The sequence below is a fragment of the Marinilactibacillus sp. GCM10026970 genome (assembly GCF_042660675.1).
Lineage (GTDB): Bacteria > Bacillota > Bacilli > Lactobacillales > Carnobacteriaceae_A > Marinilactibacillus.
Genome location: NZ_JBHSUL010000031.1, coordinates 20,062 through 44,741, shown reverse-complemented (window position 1 = coordinate 44,741; position 24,680 = coordinate 20,062). Strand labels below are relative to the sequence as shown.

Genomic DNA, 24,680 nt, shown 5'->3' with positions numbered 1-24,680 from the left:
TTACACTTCTTTATAAGTGACTAGCTCTATTGACGAATCGCTTTTGATTTTGTCTACGAATATAGAATCTATCAGGAAATCTGTTTGAAATATTCTCGGTTCGTCGAATGCTGTATGTGTTTTTAGAAACTGATCGATATAGCCTGCATGACACATGATTTCAACCGTATTGTACTGCTTGATCTTTTTAATCATGCTTTCTATATAATGGTCCGCTTCCTCAATTTGATTATTTTGAATCATAGCTCCAACCGGGTCAAAATCCGCTACAAAGTAATCGGTCGTTTTGATTCCTGATTTCTTTTCAAAGTTTCCTCTTACAGGCAAGTTGTATTGATTGGCAAGCTGGATGACCACTTCTTGATTTCTACCAAATGTATGCAAATGATGATGACTATCTAAATGGGTGGGTATAATGCCACTATCAATAACCTTCTTAATTTGAAAATCCCATTCCTGATACAACTCTTCAAGATCAATTTGAAAATTAGGGTTTTCATAGACACTCAATTTATGAAAATCGCCTTTATCATTTGTCAGACTGTTGATTTTTCCACTGAGTGGTTTCAAAAAAGTGAGCGTCAGATGGACGCCAATTCCTAACTTAGGATGTTCTTTGGATAAAGCAATTGCCTGATTAAAACCAGGTGTGTTGGTCATTAGTGTTGTCGAAGTTAGTACACCTTCTCTATGTGCATCGATAATGCCATGATTGATTCCCCTGCTATATCCAAAATCATCTGAATTTATAATAACTTTAACCATACTATCTCTCCTCATAACCCATTTTACAAATACACTGATTTCGACTCGGACCTTCACCTCTTTCTTATCTCTTATTTTTAGCCGTTTCTTTAACTTGAATTTAGTGTATAATGATTTCAGATTAAATTCTACTCATTTCATGAAACCGTTTTAATATGCAATTAAAGAATATTCATTCATAACTTGAAATTTATTTCATCGGAGGTTTATATGCGATTAGAAGAACGAATCAATACATACTACAGTCAATTAAGTAAAACAGATTTCATCATTTCAAACTATATCATTTCAAATAAAAGTAACATCATCAAAATGTCTGTTGAAGAGATCTCTTCTGCTGTCTTCGTGTCTGCCGCAAGTGTTGTTCGGTTCGCAAAAAAGCTTGGTTTTTCAGGGTTCTCTGAGCTGAAATACTTCTTGAAAGAAGAGCTTGACGAGCACGAAAAGCATGATGAAACAAGTACCTTTCTGCTGACTAAAGATATTGAAGAAACGACAAATTTAGTGACCCAGACAAATCTTCAGCCAATCTGTCAGAGTATCAAGCAAGCTAGTCGTGTCTTTAGTTACGGGACTGATTGGGGCGAGCGGGTCTCCTCTGAATACTTAGTAAGGAATTTTATGATGGCTGATTTGTTTATCCAGCCGGTACCTTCTCTGACAGAAATGAATTGGCTAATAGACAAAATGACACCAAATGATTTAGTCATCATCTTCTCTTATAGTGGCGAAAGAGCACCTGTTAGAAGTGTCATGTCTCAACTAAAGGTTCGAGGGATTCCCGTTATTTCTATAACGCCTCTTTCCAATAACTTTCTATCTACTGAAGCCACTTACCGGCTATATTATAAATCCACTCAGCTAAAACAAGATCCTAATAACCTGAAAGAGTACAATTTTTTCACCACTCTCAATTTGCTTGCAGAGTATTTGTTTCGTTATTACTATGATAATTTTATGTAGGAACGGTCTCCGTTCCTTTTTTGATGCTCTTTTCCGATGACCTTGCACTTACTCTTGATCTTATCCTTTTATGCAGTCTATGTTTGAGCCGATAGTCCCTCTCGTTATACTTTACCTTACTGAGAGGCACTATCTTGGTCGGTTAGTCCCTCTCGTTATACTTTACCTTACTGAGAGGCACTATCTTGGTCGGTTAGTCCCTCTCGTTATACTTTACCTTACTGAGAGGGACTATCTTGGTGGTTTAGTCCCTCTCGTTATACTTTACCTTACTGAGAGGGACTATCTTGGTCTGTTAGTCCCTCTCGTTGCACTTTCCCTTGCTGAGAGGGACTATCTTGGTCGGTTAGTGCCCTCTCGTTGCACTTTTCCTTACTGAGAGGGACTATCTTGGTCGGTTAGTGCCCTCTCGTTGCGCTTTCCCTTGCTGAGAGGGACTATCTTGGTTGGTTAGTCCCTCTCGTTGCGCTTTCCCTTGCTGAGAGGGACTATCTTGGTTGGTTAGTCCCTCTCGTCTAACTTTTCAAAACGAGAGAGCCTATCGGTCTCATCATTTACTATTTTGCGGTCCAGCTATTTCATGTTTGGCTCATCCCCATTCCTTATCTCCAAATTCCAGACCGAACACTGGCCACAAGACGCAAAAAAAAACCGAGTATGCTTGGCCTGGGCTTTGCGTACTCGGTTTTCATTTTATTATATTAGGCTTTTAAGCTTTCGCCGTTTGTTGAGATAACTTCTTTGTACCAGTTGAAACTTTTCTTTTTGTAGCGGTCTAGTGAGCCAGATCCGTCGTCGTGGCGGTCTACATAGATGAATCCGTAACGTTTAGCGAGTTGTGCAGTGGATGCACTGACTAAATCGATACAGCCCCAAGTTGTGTAGCCCATTACGTCTACGCCATCTTTAACGGCTTCTTTAACTTGAACCAAGTGATCGTTCAAGTATTTGATGCGGTAATCGTCGATAACGGTTTTGTTGCCATTTTCGTCGGTTACTAGTTCGTCTTTAGCGCCTAGGCCGTTTTCAACGATGAACAATGGTAATTGGTATCTATCCCAGAAGTCGTTCAATACGATACGAAGACCTTTAGGATCGATTTGCCAGCCCCATTCTGAAGCTTCAAGATACGGATTGTGCACGCCGCCAAGGATGTTTCCTTCGCCTTTGACTTTTTTGCTTTGGTCCGCAGTGTCAGTTGAACTCATGTAGTAACTGAATGAAATGAAATCAACCGTGTTTTTCAAGATTTCTTCGTCTTCAGCTGTTACATCTAGTTCGATGTTGTTGTCAGCGAAGTAGCGTTTCATATATCCAGGATACTCTCCACGAACATGAACATCAGAGAAGAAGTAGTTCTTTCTTTCAGATTCCATCACCGCAATGACGTCATCTGGATCTGGTGTCAACGGGTAAGTTGGCATCGCCAGTACCATACAGCCGATTTCAGCTTCTGGCATAATTTCGTGTCCGATTTTCGTAGCCAAAGCACTTGCTACTAATTCATGGTGAACCGCTTGGAACAAGTCTTTTTCTGAAAGTTCCTCAGGCGGTGTTGAAATGCCTCCACTCATGAAAGGAGCGTGCAATACTGAGTTGATTTCATTGAATGTCAACCAGTATTTAACTTTGCCTTTATAGCGGTTAAAGACTGTACGGACGTAGTTTTCGTAGAATCCAATCATCTTACGGTTAACCCATCCATCATACTCTTTTGAAAGGTGTAAAGGTGTTTCGTAATGAGATAATGTAATGAGTGGCTCAATGCCGTATTTATGAAGTTCGTCAAACAAGTCGTCATAGAATTTCAGACCTGCTTCGTTTGGTTCACTTTCATCTCCATTAGGGAAGATACGTGTCCAAGCGATTGATGTACGGAAAGTTTTGAAGCCCATTTCCGCAAATAATTTGATATCTTCTTTGTAGCGGTTGTAGAAGTCGATTCCGACTAGTTTCATGTTGTCTTCTGTAGGACCGTCTGTAATATCTCCCAGTCCGCCGTTTGGTGTGACATCCTGGACGGATAGTCCTTTACCATCTTTATCAAAAGCTCCCTCGAACTGGTTGGCCGCTGCTGCGCCGCCCCATAGGAATCCTTCTTTGAAGCCAGTGATTTTGTCTGTGTTGAAACTCATGTACTTCTTCCTCTCCAATTTAAGATATAACTGAAAGCAGTTGTTCTTTTTCGAAGATTTCGCCTTCGTTGTTGATTGGTACAACGTCAAGATAGTCAAATGTGTTCGTAATGATGACCATTGTTGCTGTGTTGTATCCAGCTTCTTCGATTGCAGCAACATCTGCTACGACAAGAAGATCTCCAACTTCAACGCGATCTCCTACTGCCATTTTAGGTGAAAAGTGTTTCCCTTTCAACTCAACGGTGTCGATTCCGATGTGGATCAGTACTTCTAGTCCACTATCCGCTTTAATTCCGATTGCGTGATGAGAACTTGGGAACACTGTAATCTCTCCAGCTACTGGTGATACGAATTGATTGCTTGTAGGTTTGATGGCAATTCCTTTACCCATAATTTCTCCAGCAAACGTTTCGTCTGGAACGTCTTTAAGGGGTACGATTTGACCAGTTACAGTTGCGAATACATCCGCTGGCTTTTTGTTTTCGTTGTTTGCTTCTACGACTGCTGTTGCTTTTTCTTCTGGATTGTTGTCAATTGTTGCTGATTTTACTGGTTCTGTTACTTCTTCTTCAAATCCAAGGATAAATGTCAGAATGAAAGCAACCAAGAATGCAATCACAATACCGATGATCAAGTAAATCACGTTCCATGAATCATTTGCATCAATAAATACCGGAATCATTGGTAAACCAGGTACACCTAGTCCAAATCCTTTAACCGTAAACAGTACAGTAAAGGCTCCACCGATACCCCCACCAGCCATTGCTGCGTAGAAAGGTTTTTTAAGCTTCAAGTTGACTCCGTACATTGCAGGTTCTGTTACACCAAATAGTGCAGAAAGACCTGATGATAACGCTAATTGTTTCATGTTTTTATCTTTTGATTTAACCGCTACTGCAAATGCAGATCCTGATTGTGCAATGTTAGACATAAACATTGCCGGTAAAATCGTTGCGTCGTATCCTAAAGAAGCGATGTTGTTCAATACGATTGGTGAAAAGGCATAGTGCATACCAGTAATAATAATCAGTGGCATTGTCATACCTAATAGTAATCCTGCAAACGGTCCTGTATTGTTGAATAACCAGTTGATAACTTCTCCAAGTCCTAGTCCAATATAGTTTCCTAGAGGTCCTAAGAAGACTAAAGTGATTGGTACCACGATAACTAGAGTAACTAATGGACTAAACATCAATGAAATAACACTTGGCATCCATTTTCTAACCCATTTATTCACGTAAGTCAGTAACCATACCCCTAAAATGATGGGTAATACTGAAGAACTGTAATTCACATAAGGTACGTCAATCAGACCAAATAAGTTGATTGGTGCAGCATCTGTTCCCACTGCATTCAGTAATGTTGGGTACATTAATCCCCCAGCAACTGTTAACGCCAAGAATTCGCTGGTCTTGAATTTCTTTGCTGCTGAAACAGCTAGTAAGAATGGCAAGAAATAAAATACAGTATCTGAAATAATATAAAGTAATTGGTAGATCCCTGTTTCTTCAGTCATCCAGCCTAGTGCAACAAATAATGCTAAAAATCCTTTAAGTAGTCCTGTACCTGCAAGAGCCGGCAAGATTGGTGAAAAGATACCAGAGATGACATCCATCAATTTTGAAACGATACCTTCGTTGTTATCCGATTCAGTCGGTTCGCTTGAAGCACTTCCGCCTAATTCTTTTTCCAGTTCTTCGTAAACGTCTGAAACTTTATTTCCTACGATAACCTGGAACTGGTCTCCAGAAAATTGTGCGCCCATAACACCGGGTACATCTTTAATTGCGTCTAATTGTACTTTATCTTTGTCATTCAAGTTAAAGCGTAGACGTGTTACACAATGCCAAGCGTTGTTGACATTTTCTTTTCCGCCAGTTAGTTCGAGAACTTTCTGAGCGATTTCTTTGTTTGAACTCATTGTTTTCCTCCTGTTAAATGGTCTTTACTACAGATGTAGTGATTTAAAATATCGGGTAAAAAAAATACCAAATACTTTCTTATATACAGGAAATAAGCCTATATATAAGAAAACATTTGGTAATGCCTGATCGAATCAGTGACAATCCTTAAGTTTTCTCTTCTTTGATTCTATTGGTGACTCTGAAAATATGAAGGGTTAAGTAAAGCATTTCGTCAGATGACAGCTGCCAGCCTTCTTGTTTGTTTAACAGTGTCGAAACTTTTTCAGCTGCTTCATACGCACGCTGGTATTTCGCCTTGACCGCTTCGATGACCGTCTTGTCGATGCCTTCATGATGCATCGCTTCTCCGTGGGTCTGGCGGATAATGAAATATCTTAAATGCGTCAGGAAACGAGCGTAGTTGAGTGACTCTTCGTCCAGTTCCACCTGAAAATGATATTTAATGACTTCAAGGATCCGATTGATCAGCTTCGTCATTTTAACGGTGTTCTCTAGTTGCCCTTCGTCGTTTTGAGCATTTACAAAGTGATATGTGATAAAGGTTTCTTCGCTTTTAGGTAAAGTAATCATTAGTTTTTGATTGATTTTCTCAATGGCCTTAAGAGCGGCCTTATATTCTCTGGGGTACAGTTTCTTAACTTCCCAGCGCAAATTTTCCGTATATTCAGCACTTTCCTGCGATCTTTTTAGCGCATAGTTCAAGTGATCTGCCAAAGTGATATAGTTGCGTGTACTGAAGGAGATCTCTAGATATGCTTCCGCTTCTTTGGTGACATCTGAAACGATATCAATAATTTCAGGATCCATATCCGCAATCGTTTGCAATAAATTGATTTGTCCTTGGGTAGGTTCTGCGATAAAGCGTCGGTCAATATTGGTTTCATCGACTTTTTCGCCTTTTACTGCGCCAAATCCTATGCCTTTTCCAATGACGATCCATTCAATCCCTGCTGAATCCAGAACTAATGCAACGTTGTTATTGAACTTTTTCACGAATTCCACAGGTATCCTCCTCATTTTGAACAAAAAAATAACCTAAATTCATCACAGCGGTCGCAACCGGTGATTTTTGATTTAGGTAATGCCTGATCGAATCAGTTACAGTCCTTTAGTTAACTCACTTCAACTAATATACCATTAGATAAACCCTCTGTAAACTACCTTTTGATATTTTTGTTGAACTCATCAGCGCGTTCAACGCTATTATCGGAAGTTTCAGAAAATTCTTTAGCACATTCAAGAAATTCTTTAGTGAAATGTCAAATCATGATTGTTTTGAGTGCTAAAGAAGGTTGAGGCTACCTTGGGTTCGCACGCTCTCCTTTTTATGACTGATTTTGATTCAATCGATTGACAAATGAATGAACGCTCATATATACTACAGTTATACATATGAGCGGTTGTTCATTTGTTCGATTAGGACGTGACCGCTTAGAAAGTTTTACTAATTTGAGTAAAGGATGAATGACCATGCAAACTGTACACGATCGCCAAAAGGATGCGCACCATCATACAAATCGTTCGTCTCATCAAGAAACCCACGATCATCATCACAGCAGACGTCCAGTCATTTTATACCTTGTGGGCTTGGTCTTCTATCTGATAGCCTTGCTCGGTAATTTTGGTCCGTTGGTTTCTACTATGCTTTTTGTAGGGACGATTTTGATTTCTGGTTATCATGTTTTAATGGAAGGGATCGTGGATACGGTCAGGGAATCTCTGGCCCGCAAAAGATTTCACCCAAATGTTCATATTTTGATGGCATTAGCGGTTTTAGGTTCTTCCGTCATCGGCGCATTCGACGAAGGTGCCCTACTGATTCTAATTTTTGCTGGCGCACATTTTTTGGAAGAATATGCTGAAGGAAAAAGTAAGCGAGAAATCACGAATCTCTTGCAAATGAATCCAACTGAAGCTAGGCGTTTACTTGAAAATGGTGAAACGGAACTGGTATCTGTTTCGGATTTGGCCATTGGAGATCAGCTGCGCGTTTTACCGGGCGACCAAGTGCCAACAGATGGTGAAATCGTTTCTGGTTCTGTCTATATTGATGAGTCTGCAATAAATGGAGAAAGTATGCCGCGTGAAAAAACGGCTGGTGATGAAGTATTTGGTAGTACTGTCAATGGTGATGTCCCTTTCACGATGACAGTTACGAAAGACAGTGAGGATACGGTGTTTTCCAAAATTATTGCACTGGTTGATCAGTCACAGTCCAATCTTTCTAAAACAGCCACAACAATCAAACGAATCGAACCAATTTATGTAGTCTCTGTCATGATTGTCGTTCCCATTTTTATTTTAGTCATGCCTTTTTTTTCAAATTGGGACTACTCAGAAAGTTTTTACAGAGGCATGGTTATGCTGGTTTCGGCTTCTCCTTGTGCACTAGCAGCTAGTGCCGTTCCAGCAACCTTGTCCGGAATTTCAAACCTCGCTAAACGTGGTGTCTTGTTTAAAGGTGGTTCGTATTTATCGAATCTTTCCAGAATCAAAGCGGTCGCCTTCGATAAAACCGGTACCTTGACCCAAGGAAAACCGGTCGTCACCGATACGTATTTTAATGATACTGAAAAAACAAAAGAGTGGAAGCAACTGATTTTCTCAATGGAAAAACAAGCGAATCACCCGCTCGCTGAAGCGATTATAGAAGCCTTTAGAGTAGAAGGATCCAGTGCAACAGCTGAACTAGTCGTTCAAAACGAAATCGGAAAAGGTTTGACTGCTCAAAGTAGCGGCAAGCAGTACCGGATTGGAAAACCATCTGTTTTCCATCAAGTTCCTGAAACCATTCAAGACAGAACAAAAATCTTGTCAAAAGCTGGAAAAACCGTCGTCTATTTCAGTGAAAATGATCTAGTCGTTGGGTTGATTGCGATGATGGATCTCCCAAATGATAATGCTGCGGGTGTCATTGCCTATTTGAAAGCCCAAGGTATTTATACAACGATGATTACGGGAGATACTGAACAGACGGGTAAGGCCGTTGCGGACCTTTTATCCATTGATGAAGTTGTTGGGAATGTTTTACCAGAAAACAAGTCTCAAATGATTGAAGACTTGCAAAAATCTCATGGTGAAACAGTGATGGTTGGTGACGGAATTAATGATGCTCCGGCTTTGGTTCAGGCAAATATTGGATTTGCGATGGGTGACGGAACAGATATTGCGATTGATGTAGCTGATGCCGTCATTATGCAAAATGACTTGACGCGTTTTCAATACGCCCACCAACTTTCTCAAAAACTGAACCGAGTGGTCTGGCAGAATATTGCTTTCTCCATGTTCGTAGTAGTGTTACTTGTTACATTAAATCTTCTCGGACAAGTTGATATTGGAATCGGTGTGCTTGCACATGAAGGCAGTACGATTCTTGTTATTTTAAATGGATTGCGCCTTTTGTTTACTCTTAAAACAAGCTGATAAAAAGCCATCGAATCTCCATTCGATGGCTTTTCTAATCTGATTCCTTATCCATTGTTTCTCGGGTATGCGTCATGACTTGTTCTAATATTTTAAAAACATGATCATCGTCTAGACTGTAAAAAATTGTTTTCCCCTCGCGTCTTGGCTTTACGAGTCGATTCTTTTTCAGCGTACTTAGCTGATGAGAAATAGCTGATTGATGCATGTCGAGCGCCGCTGCGATATCCCCTACGTTCATTTCTTTTTTTTGTAATAAGAACAGGATAGACAAACGCGTTGGATCACTGATGGTTTTGAAAAACTGACTCACCGGTTGAAGCATAGCTTTATCGATGTCGACGTCGTGGCCGTCTATCATATACATTCTCCTTTTGACGCTTTTTTCAGCAATCACTGACTCAGCGCTTGTATTTCGTAAGTTTATTATACTATTAGTGAAAATGAATATACAAGAACTGAATCATAATTGAACCCTCTCCGCATTTTGTTTCATTTCATCATCAATTAAACTCTTTTCAATCGTATCAGCGGTTTGCGTTTCAATTTAGCCTTTCTCTACTACTATCTCGAACGCATCTTTCTTAAAGTAATTGACCTTGCCTGTATTCGTTAATGAATCGCAGATTCGCTCCTTTATAAGGCATATAAAAACAGCGCCTCATTGATACGAGGCGCTGTTTTCAGCTCAATTGAAGTTCATGTCTTTTGTTTCTAGGGTTCTATTTTCAATCATTTCTTTATACCAGTAACCAGACTGTTTCATCGAGCGGTTTAAGTCTTTCTCAATATCGATACGAACCAGTCCATATCGGTTTTTGAAGGCATTCATTGGAGACACACAGTCTGTAAAAGCCCACAGCATATAGCCTTCACAGCTAGAGCCTTCTTCAACGGCTTTCAGTAACCAGGAAATATGTTCTCCTAAAAACTCAATACGGTAATCATCTTGAACGATCCCTTTTTCATCCATAAAGCGTTCTTCTTGTTCGATTCCCATACCATTCTCTGTAATCAGCCAAGGAATGTTGTTGTATTCTTGTTTGATGCGCATGGCCATATCATACATCAATTTTGGATAGATCTCCCATCCTCTTGATTTGTTCATGCGTCTTCCCGGAAGTTCAAATGAATCATAGTATTGTTCTGGATGGAAAGGCGTCTCTGGATTCCAAGCGTGTTTCGGTGCTTGTACCCGTTTTGGAAAATACAAATTGATTCCCAGATAGTCTACTGTATGTTCTTTTATCATTGCGAGTTCTTCTTCATCATGATCAAACAAGATTTCATGTTTTTTGAGGAGTTCAATCAGTTCTTCTGGATAGGCACCGTTCACTGCCGGATCCAAGAATACTCGGTTGAAGAATAAATCAAAGATATGTGCAGCTTTTTGATCGGCTTCTGAAGATGACCGGGCATAAGTGACTTCTGGATTCAGTATCGTTCCAATGCGACCGTCGTATCCACCTTCCCGGTATACAGCGACAGCTTTGGCCGTAGCCAGTACTTTATGATGATTCCACTGCATCCATTTTTTTGTATCTTGTTCATGTGGCCATCTGATGGCGTCCAGATACACTCTCGTCTGAACGACAACCGGTTCATTAAAGACAAACCAATTCTTCACACGATCAGCGTATCGTTCAAAAGCAATCTTTGCATAACTTGCGAATAACTCTACCACTTTCTTTGAACTCCAGCCGTCGTATGTTTCTAGCAGATATGCAGGCAATTCGTAATGCTCTAGACATAACATCGGCTCAACACCTGCTTTGATCAACGCATCAATCATATCACTAATGTGTTTTGCATAATCTTCGTCTACAGTTAACGACTCGTAGTCTGTAAAAAATCGGGACCAGTTGATACTAGTACGGTAATGCGTCAAACCAATTTCTTGCATGTGATCAATGTCTTCTTGGTATTTTTCCATAAAATTTGTTGCGACATTTGGACCGTAACCTTCATGCCAGACAAAATATTCTTCTTTGTACCAGGAATCAAGATAAGAATCCTGTCCTGCTTTCTTTCCTTGCCAGCCTTCTGTCTGCCAAGCGGATGATGCTGCACCTAATATAAAATCTTTGGGAATCTTCTGAATCATTTAATCACTCCTCTATGTTTACTGAACGCTCTCTTCTCCGAATTGTTCTTTTTCAATGTCTTCTACTTTTGTTTCTTTGTTTGAGACTTTAATAAATGGTAAGTAAATCAATACTGAAACAACGATACAAATTAATTGTGTGATAACCGCTCCCCAGTCTCCTGCCGTTGCGATCCAGGCACTCAATAGTGGCGGTGTTGTCCATGGAATCATGACAACGGCTCTACCTGCAAAGCCAATTGATGTCAGAAAGTAAGCAATCGTTCCCGTGACTAGTGGTGTAATGACGAAAGGAATGGCAATAATTGGATTCAAGACAATTGGTAAACCAAAGATAATAGGTTCATTGACATTAAAGATACCGGGTGCGAAAGATAGCTTACCAATCGAACGGAAATCTTCTCGTTTGCTCCCAATAAAAATGGCAATGAGCAAGCCTAGTGTTAGACCAGATCCTCCAACCGTCATATAGATATCCCAAAAAGGCATATTGATGATGTTTGGAATGACTTCTCCTGCTTCAAAGGCTTGCGTGTTTTCAGCAATGGCCGCTAACAAAATCGGCTCTCTAATGGGTTTGATGATTTGGTTTCCATGTATCCCAATGACCCAGAACAATTGAGAAACCAGCATCAAGACAAGTAATCCTGGTAGCCCTTGTACGATGTTTTCAAGCGGTGCTTGAACGAGATTATAAATAATATCATAGATATGCATACCGGTAATCGCATTGATTGCGAATCCAATCGCAGCAACGATGATGATTGTAAAAACTGTTGGAATCAAAGCTGAAAAGGAGCGCGATACGTTTGTCGGCACCGAATCGGGCATTGAAATCTTCAACTTATCTTGTTTACCTAACCAGGTATACAATTCGATAGACCCAATCGCTACGATCATCCCCAAAAATAAACCACCCGAACCTGTGTAATCTCTTGAGATCACGTTTGCTGCTTCAAAAGTCTGATTATCTACGACCATGTCAATCGTCGTAGGAATAATGGCAATATAAGACAATGCTGCTAGTAAACCCGGAAAGTGTCCATCTAAATTGTTTAGTTTAGCCATCTCATTCCCGATCAGGAATACGGCACCTAATGCCATCATGTTCATCGTGGCATAGTTGACCATTTGAGAAAGTGGTTTTAACCCTTCTAACCAAGCGAGCCAGCTGATTTGTGCAAGCCCATTGGTGCTATCAAATACCATATTCGAAAATAACGTCGCAAAGGCACCTGTGATAATAATCGGTAACAATAGCGTGAACGCATTTTTAATCGCTATGATGTATTTATAGCTATTGATCTTATAGGCAAGTTGATTTAACGCACTAACAAATTTACTATCTTCCAACATCTTTTTTCCTCCTCCACTCCATATGTAACAGCTTTCAAAAACAGTGTATCGCGTTTTTGATAAAATGTAAAGATAAATATATAATTTGTATATACAAATTATATATTTAAAAAAAAGAGCTGCTCGTTTATTAAACGAACAACTCTTTCTCTACATTATTTTGTTTTAATCACCCAATCAATTACCTTGATTCTCAAATGACATTTCCACCATATCGAATCGGTGATGGACGATAGAATATTCAAACGGCGTTCCTGTAGTCAGGTACATAATTTTTTCTACTTCTAAAACGGGATCGGTTTCTTTGCACTTTAAATGAACTTGATCGAACTTGCTTGGCTTTGCTGCTCGAACAATTTGTCTATTGTCCTTGAAGGATATTCCTAGTTCTTCTCGGATAAAGCGGTAAACAGAGTCCTTCAAGACATCTTCTGTAATACCTGGAATCAAGTGGACAGGTACGACGGTGTTTTCAAGTGAATACGGTCTTCCTCCCAAAATTCTCAAGCGTTGATAATAGTAAACAGGCGTTTCTCGGTCAATCAATAGCTGAAGCTGTTCTTTCTCATCGGGAAAGCGTACCGTAAAAGTAATCACTTGACTCTCAAGTTTAACTTCTTCTTGTAGTGCAGTCGTTAAGCCGACATTATGACCGATTTGAATACTCGTTTGTGCTTTAAGCAATGCGTTTCGTTTTATGTACGATCCAGATCCTTGAATGGTATAGAGTAGCCCCGCTGCCTGAAGTAAGTCCAAAGCTTTTTTGATGGTTACTCGGCTTGTATTGAATTCTTCTGCGAGTGTTTGCTGGTCGGGCAATTTTTCGTCGACTGTATATATTTTGTCATTGATTCGTTCTTTAATGGTCTCTGCAACTTCTTTATACTTAGGCATCTAACCTACCCTCCTTTGTTGAAACCCTTTACGTCTCGTACTTAAAATAGTATCAGATTTTATCAAAAAATACTAGCTGAGACAAGGTGAGCGGTTTCGTTTTCATTAAGATAAAACAAAAAAAGTCAGGACCTCCTATAAGGAACCCTGACTTTGAACTCACTTTAAAAGAATCGATGGACGAACCGGTTCAAATAGGTAAAGGACACATCACTCAACTGTAACTGGGATAAGTGATATAAAATAGCCAAAATAGACGCAAAGAATACGACTTGTTCTACCAGTCCACCTGTTGAGTAATAAAAGATCTTGAAACCAGACTGAAATCGTTTCTTAGATAAAGGCTGTAGCCAGGCGATGCCTTTTCTGGAAAAGGAGTCTTCAACTAAATGCGCTAGGTAGCCAAAGCTAAACCATTGAATCAGTTCCACTGGAAAAGATATCCAGCTCGTCAATAAGTAGAATAGATAAGAGATTGCTATTAAACCAATCAAACTGTGGGTTAGACCGCGGTGGCCAAATAGCCCGTTGATGCCACCACTAACGCCTTTCATTCGGTTTCCAATATAAGAATTCGGTTCGTCAATATCCGGAAAAACTGTCCCAATCGCTAGTAGCGCAACACCACTCAAGGTCAGCGCCTGCGCTGAATCCATGATGGGTAGGGCAACAGCGAAGGTTGTTGCTAAGTGCGTTTTGTATCTCACTTACGGTTACTCCTTCAGGTTCAAACAAATCATGCAGTAAAGATTTATTGAATATTTGTTATTGTGTTTCTAGTTTGTTGTTCGTTACTTTTCGCCACTTTGTCGTGATGATTTTCCAGATTCGCATCAGTACCCATATTAAGGCATAGCTTACAGCACCGACAAAGATGACCATGATGGGAATCGACAAAACGGGTGTCGCAAATGTCGTATTAAGCCCTCTATCCCAAATTAAATCTCTGACGAGTACATGAATCAAATAAATCCCAAAAGAATATTTAGAAAAATGGATGATGGTCTTTTTCACTCGTTCTGATAATTCAATCGGCTCCATTGCATACTTGAACCAAACAAAGGTTGCGATCGCTGCAAAAAAAACATTGGGTGTGAGGTATTCATAAAATAGAGAATACATGACGCCATCTTGCATGGAGCGAATGGCTGTACCAATAATCGTAACCGCAAAACCGCCCAAGCCTAGCAGATAAATACCGTAGCGCCAATTCTTTTTCAATTGGACTTGGTTCAGCACATATCCGGCCATAAAATAACCTGCATAACCAAGCGTAATATCGACATTTAAGCCATTGTCGACGACGGTCGCAGTTGATCTAACTGGAAACTGGTTGATGGTTGGAATTAGAATCCCTACGACGAAGCTTACGAGTAGGAAATACAGGGCGAGTTGTTTGTCTCTTGTGAGCGGTCTGAGGAATGGTGTCATGATATAGACCTCAGTTAGGCGGTACAGGAACCATAAGTGGAAATAGCCTTGTACGATTTCTAGCATGGTTTGATCGACTTCGTCTACAATTGGCTGGTCAGCTTGTCTGAATCGGCTCATAACGACGTAGATAATGGACCAGAATAAAAAGGCTCTAACAAGTCGCCAGATATATTTTGTATACATTGTTTTGGGTTCTAGTTCTTTTTTTGGATCTAAAAAAAACATACCACTAACCATAAAGAGTAATGGGACACAAATTCGGCTGATACCATTTAATAGATTCATAAATTGCCATTGATAGGTACCCAGATCATAGCGGTGGGTATCTTTTGAGATAACATGGATCAAGATGACCATGATGATGGCGACAATTCTCAAAACGTCTGCAAACCAGACTCTTTGCTTCATAAGATGATTCTCCTCGACTTTAATGTTAAAATATCATATCAGAAAATCTAAAGTAGAACATATTCATAAGTGCTGGATAAAAGATGCCATTAAAAAATCTGGAAGTAATGAGAATATAACCGTTTCAAACACGGTTGATTCCCCGTACTCCCAGACTTTACAGATTCATTTAATTGGATATTCTTATTCGCCTTTTTGCTTGGTTAGAATTTTAGGTCCTTCTTTTGTAATAGCCAATGTATGTTCATACTGACAGCTTAGCGAACCATCTTTCGTACGTGCTGTCCAGCCATTGCTGTCCATTTTAGATTGCCAGGTTCCAGTATTGATCATTGGTTCAATTGTGATCACCATACCTTCTTTTAAACGGATCCCTTTACCCGCTTCTCCAAAGTGTGGGACACTTGGCCCTTCATGAAGTGTTGGTCCAATGCCATGCCCAACAAATTCACGGACCACAGCGAATCCTTCTGGTTCAACAAAAGACTGAATGGCATGACCGATATCACCGATACGGTTACCCACTTTTGCAGCTTCGATACCTTTATAAAGAGCTTTTAACGTCACATCCATCAACTGTTTCACTTCATCTGTTGCTTCGCCTACTGCATAACTCCAGCAAGAATCTGACAAGGCACCGTTTAAGTTGATCACCATATCTACTTTGATTAGGTCTCCTTTTTTAAGTTTCTCATTTCTAGGAAAACCATGACAAATTTCATCATTCACACTGATACACGTTGCGTACTCGTAACCTTCAAAACCTTTTTGTTCTGCTGAAGCGCCGTGTTCTTCAATAATTTTTTCTACATACTGGTCGATGGCTTTACCCGTAATACCTGGTTTGATAAATGTTCTCAGCTTTTCATGGATATCGGCAAGCACAGCGCCAGATTGATCCATCGCTTCTATTTCTCTAGGTGATTTCAATGTAATCACATAATCAGTCCCTTATCTAATCTTAAAGTCTCGCATTATTATACCGAAATTTTAATGATTCTGAAATAGATTCGATAAAGGTTCCTTTAGAAGATGCGCATTTTTTAGAAGATTTTCAGAAAGCTTTAATCGCTTACTCTTTTACTTCGATACCTTGCGCATCAAAAAATTGAATGGTCTGTTCTCTGTGTCTGCCATTTTGGGGAATCATAACCACCATATTATCTGTAAAAGCATATGGCTCAAAAAACGGTATCGCATTTGAACTAATCCCGATAACGTCCTGGCTTCCTTCAGCATAGAACAGATCTTCTTCGTCTATACCTGTTAAATCGATTCCTTGCATACTTTGATTGTCTGCAAACTGACTAAAGCCGACTTCTGTCATCAAAATGATATCATATTCCGCTGCAGTTAATTGGGCAAAGAATCGCTCAGCTAACTGTCCTTCTGCCGTAACCGTTACAAGCATATCTCCCTGCTCATCTTCTGGATCAAGTAACGCTTTCAAGTCCGAGCTCATCTCTGCGTTTTGTTCTGCAGTCGTTTCTGGACCAAGTACTCCGATATGAAACGAAATTTGAGGCTGATTCAATATTTGAAAAATAATATAAATCACGAAAAAGATTGCAGCAATAATAGACACCACATGCCATTTATAATATTCCCAGAGATAATCGAATTTTTCTTTTTTTGTGTCGTCTGAACGTAATATTTCTCTAACTTGCGTTTTTGCCATAACTAATTCAACTTCCTTTTCACCTTGATATGGTCTATAATTATCCGCTTTCACTCTATCATACCATGTTCATGGATTCTACGAGTGAACTTTATGTGAAAATTCTCTATTTGATTTTGCACAATTTAATTTGTATACTGAGTAAGTCAGATGCGAATCGCTTGATGATTAACTCATGTTTGCTATGATGAAATTGTCTTAAGTACACATCTTTTACAAATCAAACGAAAGAAGGAATCTCGATGAAAGCTATCGTTATTGAAGCGTACGGATCAGCTGATCAATTAGTAGAAAAAGACATTCCAAAACCAAAGATTACTGAAGATCAGGTTCTTGTGAAATTACATGCCACTTCTATCAATCCAATCGACTGGAAAATGAGAGAAGGTTATTTAAGTAGTATGTTGCCTTACGAATTCCCCATTATTCTAGGATGGGATGCAGCAGGAATCATCAAGGAAGTTGGTACAAACGTTACTGATTTCAAGGTGGGCGACAAAATCTTCTCTAGACCAGAGACAAATCCTCGTGGAACATACGCGGAATATATTGCGATCGACAAAGAATTACTTGCACCTATGCCAGAAAATATTTCTTTTGGTGAAGCAGCTTCTATTCCCTTAGTCGGAGAAACAGCTTGGGTAGCCCTTGTTGAACTTGCTGAAATCAAAGCAGGCGATAACGTACTCATTCATGCTGGTGCAGGTGGTGTAGGAAGCTTAGCGATTCAAATCGCGAAAAGCTTTGGCGCTACTGTAGCTTCTACTGCGAGTGCAGAAAATGAAGCTTACCTTAAAGAACTTGGCGTTGATACCTTTATCAACTATAAAGAACAAGATTTTGAATCTCTCCTTTCCGATTATGATATCGTATTCGATACAATGGGTGGAGATATTCAGAAAAAAAGCTTTAATGTATTGAAAAAAGGTGGATCACTGATTTCTATTGCTGGTGAGCCAGACAAAGAATTAGCAGAAGAAAAAGGGATTAAAACGGGTTACTTCTTCTTACAACCAGACGGCAAACGCCTAGCAAAATTAGGCGACTTGATTCGCGACGGTAAATTAAAAGCAACTGTTGGTAGTGAATTTCCTTTCACTGAAGAAGGGTTAAGAGAAGCACACCGTTTAAGTGAAACGCATCATGCAAAAGGTAAAATCGTCATCAATATTAAATAATTCAATCAAAAAGGTTCTTTCCGTTGAGGAAGAACCTTTTTTCTTATGCCTCTTCCATTAAGAAAGGATCTCTTAAAACTTGAACAGACTCTCCTCGAGCAACGAGGCACTGATCCAGTTCAGCTATAATCTTTTCTCTATTCATTCCTTTACCAATAAAGACCAGCTCAATCATACGATCACCGTAATCTTCATCCCATATGTCTTTTAAATGCGTTCTTTGCTCGAACATTTTGTTTATTTCCCATTGTTTCAATTGAGCAATCCAGTACCCTGAAGGGATAATATCCATTGCCCGACCAGACTGAGAAAGTTTAATCACGTTTTGAGGTTGGGTGACAAACCAGACCACACCCTTGCATCTCGTGACTGTTCTTGGCCAGTTATCCAACCACTGATCAAATTATTCCGGATGAAAGGGTTCACGACGTCGATAAACAAAAGACTCAATGCCTAATTCATTTTCGGAATTTTTTTCGTAACGATTCACTTGATCAAACTGTTTAATCGTCTGTTTTTCGTCGAATCGTTTTGTATGGATTACTGACTGGATCGTGACTTGAGAAAACTGCGTTTCATAGAAAGCGGTATTTGGTTGTATTTCTTTTACGAGACAAATCAGTTCTGTTTTGTCTTTTTCTTCAAGTAGATCCGTTTTATTGAAAATCAGTACATCACAAAACTCAATTTGATTGATGATTAAGAGATTACTTTCCGTATAATCTTCATCGAATTGCCCATTCTCGGGAGAAAACTGCTGCAACAATCTAAAACCGTCTACGATGGTCACATTAGTATCCAGCCGAGCCACTTCTGAAAGTTGTTGCCCCTTATCAGTCCCTCCTTTCGATAAAGCTTTTGCAATTTTATCGGGTTGACCAATTCCTGTAGATTCAATCAAAATGACATCTACTTCTTGACTGGCAGCCATTTTGTAAACCGCCTCTACAAGCTGTTCCCGAAGCCGACCGCTGATCGAACCATCTTTCAGTGAAATGATCTGATCTTGTGCTGTGAAAAAAGGATCTTTGAGTAAAGTTTGTTCATCTAGATTGATTTCCGCAAAATCATTCACAATGATTCCGATCCGTTTGCTCTCTTTGCATTTTAAAATATGTTTGATTAAAGTTGTTTTACCCGAACCTAAGTATCCGGAAACAACGGTGATGGGAATGATGCTTTGCATATCTTTTCTCCTTTATCCTTTTAGTACAGCACACTTTTCAATCTTCATATTCTTTGCGCGCACTCAAGAACGATTCCAATTGGATTCTTTCATCATGTTCGAATTTATTATGCTGAAGTCCTTCGACAATATCTTCTCTTAACTCTTTAGTGATTTCCCAGAATCCGTCAATAAATGCGAATGATTCTTTATCAAATTCTGCAAATATGGGATACACTTTTAAAAATTCTTCAAAGGTCAGATCTAGTTCTTCGGTGAATTCTTTTACCCATCCGGTCTTAATCGCATGTTCAGTCGGCATACCATTTTCTGTTAGAATATTGTTTTCAATCAGCATCGTATAGACGTCCGCTTTCTGCAAGTCTTTATTTTCTTCTTTGAATGCTTTGTAACACTGTTCGACTAACGGTGGATAAATAATATTCATGGTTAACACTCCTAAGTATGAGATTTATATAAAGTTTACGGCGCTTGCGTTTTTTGAAAGTCTTCTGTATACTCAATTAATATTAAATCGTAATCATTACGTTTTATATAATGCATTAAACTATACCTACAGAAAAAAGTCAAGACGTTCTTGTAGACTTGTTTTTTTATTGAGGAAACGGATTCAATCATTTGAGATGAAAGGAACTTGCATATGGAAACAGAATTCAGATATGATACCCAGTTACTGATTGAAGGAGAAGCTTTATCCGAGAAACAGATCAATGATGATATCACCAATCGCTTTGAAGGAGATAGCTTACTGGCTGTTGGCGATGAGACCTTAATCAAAGTTCATTTTCACACGAACCATCCCTGGGAAATTCTAGAGTATTGTTCAAGTATCGGTGAGATTTTTGATATTGTGGTTGAAGATATGATTCGTCAGTCGAACGGCTTACACGGATAAGTACGCTTAAGAAGAATGAAATAAATCTTAACTTCCATCACTTTCTTCCCTCTCCTTTCTTTGTTATACTGTTTTAATGAGAAAGAACAGAGAGAGGATGGACTGACATGCCTAAAGTGATGATCGTCTACGCTAGCCTAACCGGAAATACAGAGGAATGTGCTGAAATTATTGAAGCGGCCTTTGAAGAACTTGGAGCAGAAGTTGAACTTGTCGAGAGTTTTTCAGCTGATCCCGAGGACTTTGAAGACGTTGATATTACAATCGTTGGAACCTACACGTACGGAACAGATGCCAATCTACCTGACGAAATCGTAGACTTCTACGAAGAACTCGAAGAGGTTGATTTGAGCGGAAAAATCTATGGAACATTCGGTTCAGGAGACACCTTTTACGATAAATTTTGCCAGTCCGTTGATGACTTCAATGACCAGTTTGAAAAGACCGGTGCAGTCAAAGGCGCTGATAGTGTAAAAGTTGATCTAGAACCAGAGGAAACTGATAAAGAAAAGCTTGAAGCTTTCGCAAAATCACTTCTTGAATCTTTTGAAAACAATCCATCCTAATACCAAATCATCCGCATCGACTACCTGTACTGAACAGGTTTGATCGATGCTTTTCTAATTCATCCATTTTCTGAGCTTCAATTATTCGCACACCTGACTTTCTTGGTGTATACTTTTACTTATTAATAAATAGGAAAGAGGAATGTAACATGTCATTAACAGATACGTATAAGTTGAAAAACGGTGTAGAAATTCCCGTAGTTGGTTTTGGTACTTGGCAATCTTCTGAAGAAGATGCTGAACAGTCCGTTATCTGGGCACTGGAAGCCGGATACCGCCACATCGATACAGCCTCTGCTTATAAAAACGAGGCAGGCGTTGGTCGTGGTTTGAAAAAAAGTGGCTTAAAACGTGAAGATGTATTTGTCACTACTAAACTTGGTAACAATGATCACGGATATGAAGAAGCGAAACAAGCTATTCAAAACTCTCTTGATAAATTGGATACAGACTATATTGATCTCTATATCATTCACTGGCCGAATCCAAAAAAATTCAGAGATAACTGGAAAGAAGCCAATGCGCAAAGCTGGCGTGCAATGGAAGAAGCTGTTGAAGCCGGAAAAATCCGCGCTTTAGGTGTTTCTAACTTCCACCCTCACCATATCGACGCTTTGATGGAAACCGCTAAAATCGAACCGACTCTGAATCAGATTTTACTGAACCCAAGTGCTATGCAAGAAGAAGTTGTGAAATACAACCAAGCTCATAATATTGTTTCTGAGGCTTACAGCCCACTAGGTACAGGTAAAATCTTTGAAGTAGACGAACTGAAAGAACTAGCTGAAAAATATGATAAGTCTATTGCTCAATTAGTTTTGAAATGGAGTTTACAACACGGGTTCCTTCCACTTCCGAAATCTGTACACGAAGAACGCATTCATGAAAATGCGAATATCTTTGATTTTGAAATTGAAGATGCTGACATGAAAACCATTGATGGACTTAAAGGAACGGCTGGAGAAGCGCCAGATCCAGATAACGTCTCATTCTAATTAACTTAACCTAAAAAGGAGCATTCTGATTTTAATCAGAATGCTCCTTTTTTAATGTCGTTTTCTTCTGTAAAAAAATTGATTGGCTCCTAGTAATAGCCATCCTAAAATTGAAATCACTGCACCTAGCTTAAGAAAAGGTGTCTGATACGTTAAGGTTATTGCATTTTCCCCTTCAACCAATGGCACTCCAATAAAGCCCAAATTGGCCTTTACTGGATCTACTGCTTTTCCATTTATCGTTGCTTGCCAACCTGTTGAATAGGGAATCGTTGTGACCAGCATTTCAGAATCCGAGCTACTAATGGTTCCTTCTACTAGACCTTGCTCAAAGGTAGAGATTTCCATCGCTCGTTCTTTTCGATCAGTTGCTTCTTGACCAAGTTGCTCGCCATCAATCGGTTTAGCATATAGAGAGATGTGATCGATTTCGTATTCTCCAGGTCGATTGAACTGGATCTGAACTTGATTGTCCGTTCTTTCTTCTGCATATCCCAAATTAATCAGCATCGATTCTCTATGAAAATAAGAACTGAAACTTAAGCGATCCGCTTGATAAACACTCTTTTCTGATTCTCCATTTGATGCATTCACTCTATAATTTGTTTGTTGTCTTAATAGAGGCGTTTCGTTTAGTGGATGATACTTTAATCCATTTAGTCTGACATAGAGTTCTGCGTTATCCATTAATTCTGGACTTTCAACGGTCAAAGTTAAGTTGATTCCTTCTCCTTGCGTTATATAACGCTGATTTTCTAACTTCACAGGCGTTTCTTCAGATACTGTTAGATTATAAGCCAATTCTTCAGTGACTGGTTCGGTATTTAAAGGCGTTAAGTGCGCTTTTTTGAATGTTGTATCTCCTAGGATCACGCCTTTTGAGAGTATCGCTTCTCTTTCAAGTGCATTTTTTTTCATCAAATCAGATTCTGTAATGCCTTGATCAACTGCATAAGCAAAAGGATAAGCATTTACCGTTTCTGCTTTAATAAAGGTTTCCTCTGAATTTATTTCAGTTACCTCATATCCGTACGGTAGTAGCGATTCATTTTCGGCTGAAGTGATAATAGATTGAACACCTAAAAACTGGTTTAACTCTGTTCGGTCATCTACACCATTTCTAAGCGGTTGAATGGTTTGATACGTACTGATTTCCATTGCTCTTGCAAATTCAGACACACGCCCATTTGAAATGGAGAGATAAGCATTCAACCCCATTGTGTCCAAATAAATGAACTGATTTTTAATTTGATCATCCGCATAGGTCACACCGACTCGGTCCACCTCTTTGTTACGATTCGTTAAATCTGATGGTTGTGATTGCTCTAAGCCACCTAAAGCTTGCTCATAACGGTAATCGACCGTTCCGTAATCTAATACATTAGAAATCATATTTCCACCAAAAGGATAGTAATAAGCCGCTGTATTTAGTCCCATATTTAACAGGACAAGTCCTAGAATGATTCGATTCATCTTTACCTTGTCCGTAACTTTTACTGAAAACAATACCCACCAGAATCCCCATCCAATTAAGACCGGCACGAGCATATAAGTGGTCAAACCTTCTGGAAATACAAAAGCCAATAAGGATAGTAAGGTATATCCTATTAATAGCCAAGCTGATTTTGTCTTTGCATTCGGCGCGAAACGTCCGTTTTGATCAATCAGATAGGCTCCTGCTAGAGCCATAAAGAATGCAAAGACAAATGAAAATCGATTATAAGGACCGGATAGGCCGTTCATAAATGATCCAAAAAATGGAAACAGCAAAAATACAACGAGTACGGTCAAAATCATTTTGATCGCACTGATACCTTCATTTTTCTTGACCGAAACTAATGCAATAAATGAAAGTAGTGAAAATCCACCGATCGTCCAGAAATAACTACCTGGCGAAATGGCATGTTTGAATAAAGCTAGATAATACTCTAATGGATAGATAAACCAATTGATTTCTATCCCACCAGGACTTCTTGAAGAGTTCAAAAATCCGTAAACGATTGGGATAAAAACAACAGCCGCAATCATTAGCCCAATTATATACGCGATTGTCGTTCTTAAGAAAGTTTTCCAAAATGTTTGCGTCGCTTTATAGATCATAACGTAACGAACTACTGCATATAATAAAATCAGTATCGTCAATTTATAGAAAAAATAGAAATTACTCACTGCGCTAAGCGCTACAGCAAGAGTAAATACGGTACTAGATTCTTTTTTCAAAATCTTCTCTATCCCTAAGCAAAGTAAGGGATACCAGATTAGCGGCAAGACAAAAAATGGATGTCTCGACATACTAAAGATGCCGTAATTGGCGAATGCATAGAGAATGGATCCGACTAGTCCAGCATGATGCGAGAACTGCAATTTTCGAGCGTAGAGTAAAAATACAGCACCGATACTCCAGATCCTCAAAAAAATCAGTGCATGATAGGCAAGTTCTGTCATTGATTCTGGAAATAGTAAGCCCAGATAGACGAACGGATCTCCAATTACATAGTATCCATAAGACTGAATCACGTCGGCACCCATGCCAATCGTCCAATCCCACATCGCAAATCCTTGTCCTGTGAAGAGGCCCCTAAGTTTTTCTAGATAATCATGAAATAATAAGTAATGTTGGGTATAACCATCCGTCGTCCAAATAAAAGATGCTCCCGCTGAAAGAAAATAGGCGCTAAAAACTGCTATCATTATTCCGATGAACAAGATCGTATAAATTAAAAGCGTTCGCTTAGTGATTTGTTCTTTATAGGACTGTTTTACTGCAATCAT

Annotated in this window: 22 protein-coding genes; 6 read left to right on the top strand and 16 right to left on the bottom strand. The window is 39.3% G+C overall.

Going from position 1 to position 24,680, the window contains the following annotated elements; genetic code table 11:
* A complete protein-coding gene (locus ACFP65_RS09215) occupies positions 1-765 on the bottom strand; it encodes a carbohydrate deacetylase (protein WP_379917936.1) in 765 nt (254 codons plus the stop codon).
* 210 nt (positions 766-975) lie between these two features.
* Between ACFP65_RS09215 and ACFP65_RS09210 the strand changes: the two genes are divergently transcribed.
* Entirely contained in the window at positions 976-1,728 is a 753-nt protein-coding gene (locus ACFP65_RS09210; RefSeq protein WP_379917934.1) for a MurR/RpiR family transcriptional regulator, read from the top strand.
* Between the two features lie 701 nt (positions 1,729-2,429).
* On the opposite strand, the gene ACFP65_RS09205 is transcribed toward ACFP65_RS09210, so the two are convergent.
* The 3 genes from ACFP65_RS09205 to ACFP65_RS09195 all read right to left on the bottom strand — a co-directional run bounded on the left by ACFP65_RS09205 (position 2,430) and on the right by ACFP65_RS09195 (position 6,793).
* Entirely contained in the window at positions 2,430-3,863 is a 1,434-nt protein-coding gene (locus ACFP65_RS09205) for a glycoside hydrolase family 1 protein (RefSeq protein WP_379917932.1), read from the bottom strand.
* Between the two features lie 19 nt (positions 3,864-3,882).
* Positions 3,883-5,787, bottom strand: coding sequence for a beta-glucoside-specific PTS transporter subunit IIABC (locus tag ACFP65_RS09200; RefSeq protein WP_379917930.1), 1,905 nt, complete (start codon positions 5,785-5,787; stop codon positions 3,883-3,885).
* 148 nt (positions 5,788-5,935) lie between these two features.
* The gene (locus tag ACFP65_RS09195) at positions 5,936-6,793 is read right to left on the bottom strand and encodes a PRD domain-containing protein (protein WP_379917928.1); all 858 of its coding nucleotides are present in this window, start codon (positions 6,791-6,793) and stop codon (positions 5,936-5,938) included.
* Positions 6,794-7,261: 468 nt separating this feature from the next.
* On the opposite strand from ACFP65_RS09195, the gene ACFP65_RS09190 reads away from it, so the two are divergent.
* Entirely contained in the window at positions 7,262-9,214 is a 1,953-nt protein-coding gene (locus ACFP65_RS09190; RefSeq protein WP_379917926.1) for a heavy metal translocating P-type ATPase, read from the top strand.
* 34 nt (positions 9,215-9,248) lie between these two features.
* Here ACFP65_RS09190 and ACFP65_RS09185 read toward each other — a convergent pair whose 3' ends face one another.
* The 8 genes from ACFP65_RS09185 to ACFP65_RS09150 all read right to left on the bottom strand — a co-directional run bounded on the left by ACFP65_RS09185 (position 9,249) and on the right by ACFP65_RS09150 (position 17,088).
* Positions 9,249-9,575: an ArsR/SmtB family transcription factor gene (locus ACFP65_RS09185; RefSeq protein ID WP_379917924.1), complete on the bottom strand. Its 327-nt coding sequence runs from the start codon at positions 9,573-9,575 to the stop codon at positions 9,249-9,251.
* A 327-nt stretch (positions 9,576-9,902) separates the two neighbouring features.
* Entirely contained in the window at positions 9,903-11,318 is a 1,416-nt protein-coding gene (locus ACFP65_RS09180) for a glycoside hydrolase family 1 protein (protein WP_379917922.1), read from the bottom strand.
* Positions 11,319-11,336: 18 nt separating this feature from the next.
* Positions 11,337-12,674, bottom strand: coding sequence for a PTS sugar transporter subunit IIC (locus ACFP65_RS09175; protein WP_379917920.1), 1,338 nt, complete (start codon positions 12,672-12,674; stop codon positions 11,337-11,339).
* Positions 12,675-12,851: 177 nt separating this feature from the next.
* Entirely contained in the window at positions 12,852-13,568 is a 717-nt protein-coding gene (locus tag ACFP65_RS09170; protein WP_379917918.1) for a GntR family transcriptional regulator, read from the bottom strand.
* 164 nt (positions 13,569-13,732) lie between these two features.
* Positions 13,733-14,275 carry a metal-dependent hydrolase gene (locus tag ACFP65_RS09165; RefSeq protein ID WP_379917916.1) on the bottom strand — a complete coding sequence of 181 codons (543 nt, stop codon included), beginning with the start codon at positions 14,273-14,275 and terminating at the stop codon, positions 13,733-13,735.
* Positions 14,276-14,333: 58 nt separating this feature from the next.
* Positions 14,334-15,410 (bottom strand): acyltransferase, encoded by a 1,077-nt coding sequence (locus ACFP65_RS09160; protein ID WP_379917914.1) that lies wholly within the window; start codon positions 15,408-15,410, stop codon positions 14,334-14,336.
* A 183-nt stretch (positions 15,411-15,593) separates the two neighbouring features.
* Positions 15,594-16,349: a type I methionyl aminopeptidase gene (gene map / locus ACFP65_RS09155; RefSeq protein ID WP_379917912.1), complete on the bottom strand. Its 756-nt coding sequence runs from the start codon at positions 16,347-16,349 to the stop codon at positions 15,594-15,596.
* A gap of 133 nt (positions 16,350-16,482) precedes the next feature.
* A complete protein-coding gene (locus ACFP65_RS09150) occupies positions 16,483-17,088 on the bottom strand; it encodes a hypothetical protein (RefSeq protein ID WP_379917910.1) in 606 nt (201 codons plus the stop codon).
* A 242-nt stretch (positions 17,089-17,330) separates the two neighbouring features.
* On the opposite strand from ACFP65_RS09150, the gene ACFP65_RS09145 reads away from it, so the two are divergent.
* The gene (locus tag ACFP65_RS09145) at positions 17,331-18,266 is read left to right on the top strand and encodes an NADP-dependent oxidoreductase (protein WP_379917908.1); all 936 of its coding nucleotides are present in this window, start codon (positions 17,331-17,333) and stop codon (positions 18,264-18,266) included.
* Positions 18,267-18,309: 43 nt separating this feature from the next.
* Here the strand turns inward: ACFP65_RS09145 and ACFP65_RS09140 are convergent, their stop codons facing one another.
* Genes ACFP65_RS09140 through ACFP65_RS09130 form a run of 3 tightly spaced genes read right to left on the bottom strand, consistent with a single transcriptional unit; the run spans position 18,310 to position 19,879 of the window.
* Positions 18,310-18,657 (bottom strand): GTP-binding protein, encoded by a 348-nt coding sequence (locus ACFP65_RS09140; RefSeq protein WP_379917906.1) that lies wholly within the window; start codon positions 18,655-18,657, stop codon positions 18,310-18,312.
* A 12-nt stretch (positions 18,658-18,669) separates the two neighbouring features.
* Positions 18,670-19,452: a CobW family GTP-binding protein gene (locus ACFP65_RS09135; protein WP_379917904.1), complete on the bottom strand. Its 783-nt coding sequence runs from the start codon at positions 19,450-19,452 to the stop codon at positions 18,670-18,672.
* A gap of 37 nt (positions 19,453-19,489) precedes the next feature.
* Positions 19,490-19,879 carry a hypothetical protein gene (locus tag ACFP65_RS09130; protein WP_379917902.1) on the bottom strand — a complete coding sequence of 130 codons (390 nt, stop codon included), beginning with the start codon at positions 19,877-19,879 and terminating at the stop codon, positions 19,490-19,492.
* Positions 19,880-20,092: 213 nt separating this feature from the next.
* Between ACFP65_RS09130 and ACFP65_RS09125 the strand changes: the two genes are divergently transcribed.
* From ACFP65_RS09125 to ACFP65_RS09115, 3 genes are all read left to right on the top strand, one after another.
* Complete coding sequence (locus ACFP65_RS09125) at positions 20,093-20,347, top strand: kinase to dihydroxyacetone kinase (RefSeq protein ID WP_379917900.1); 255 nt, start codon at positions 20,093-20,095, stop codon at positions 20,345-20,347.
* Between the two features lie 107 nt (positions 20,348-20,454).
* On the top strand, positions 20,455-20,913 hold the full coding sequence (locus ACFP65_RS09120; RefSeq protein WP_379917898.1) for a flavodoxin: 459 nt from the start codon (positions 20,455-20,457) through the stop codon (positions 20,911-20,913).
* A gap of 149 nt (positions 20,914-21,062) precedes the next feature.
* On the top strand, positions 21,063-21,908 hold the full coding sequence (locus ACFP65_RS09115; RefSeq protein ID WP_379917896.1) for an aldo/keto reductase: 846 nt from the start codon (positions 21,063-21,065) through the stop codon (positions 21,906-21,908).
* Between the two features lie 51 nt (positions 21,909-21,959).
* Here the strand turns inward: ACFP65_RS09115 and ACFP65_RS09110 are convergent, their stop codons facing one another.
* Positions 21,960-24,680 carry a YfhO family protein gene (locus tag ACFP65_RS09110; protein ID WP_379917894.1) on the bottom strand — a complete coding sequence of 907 codons (2,721 nt, stop codon included), beginning with the start codon at positions 24,678-24,680 and terminating at the stop codon, positions 21,960-21,962.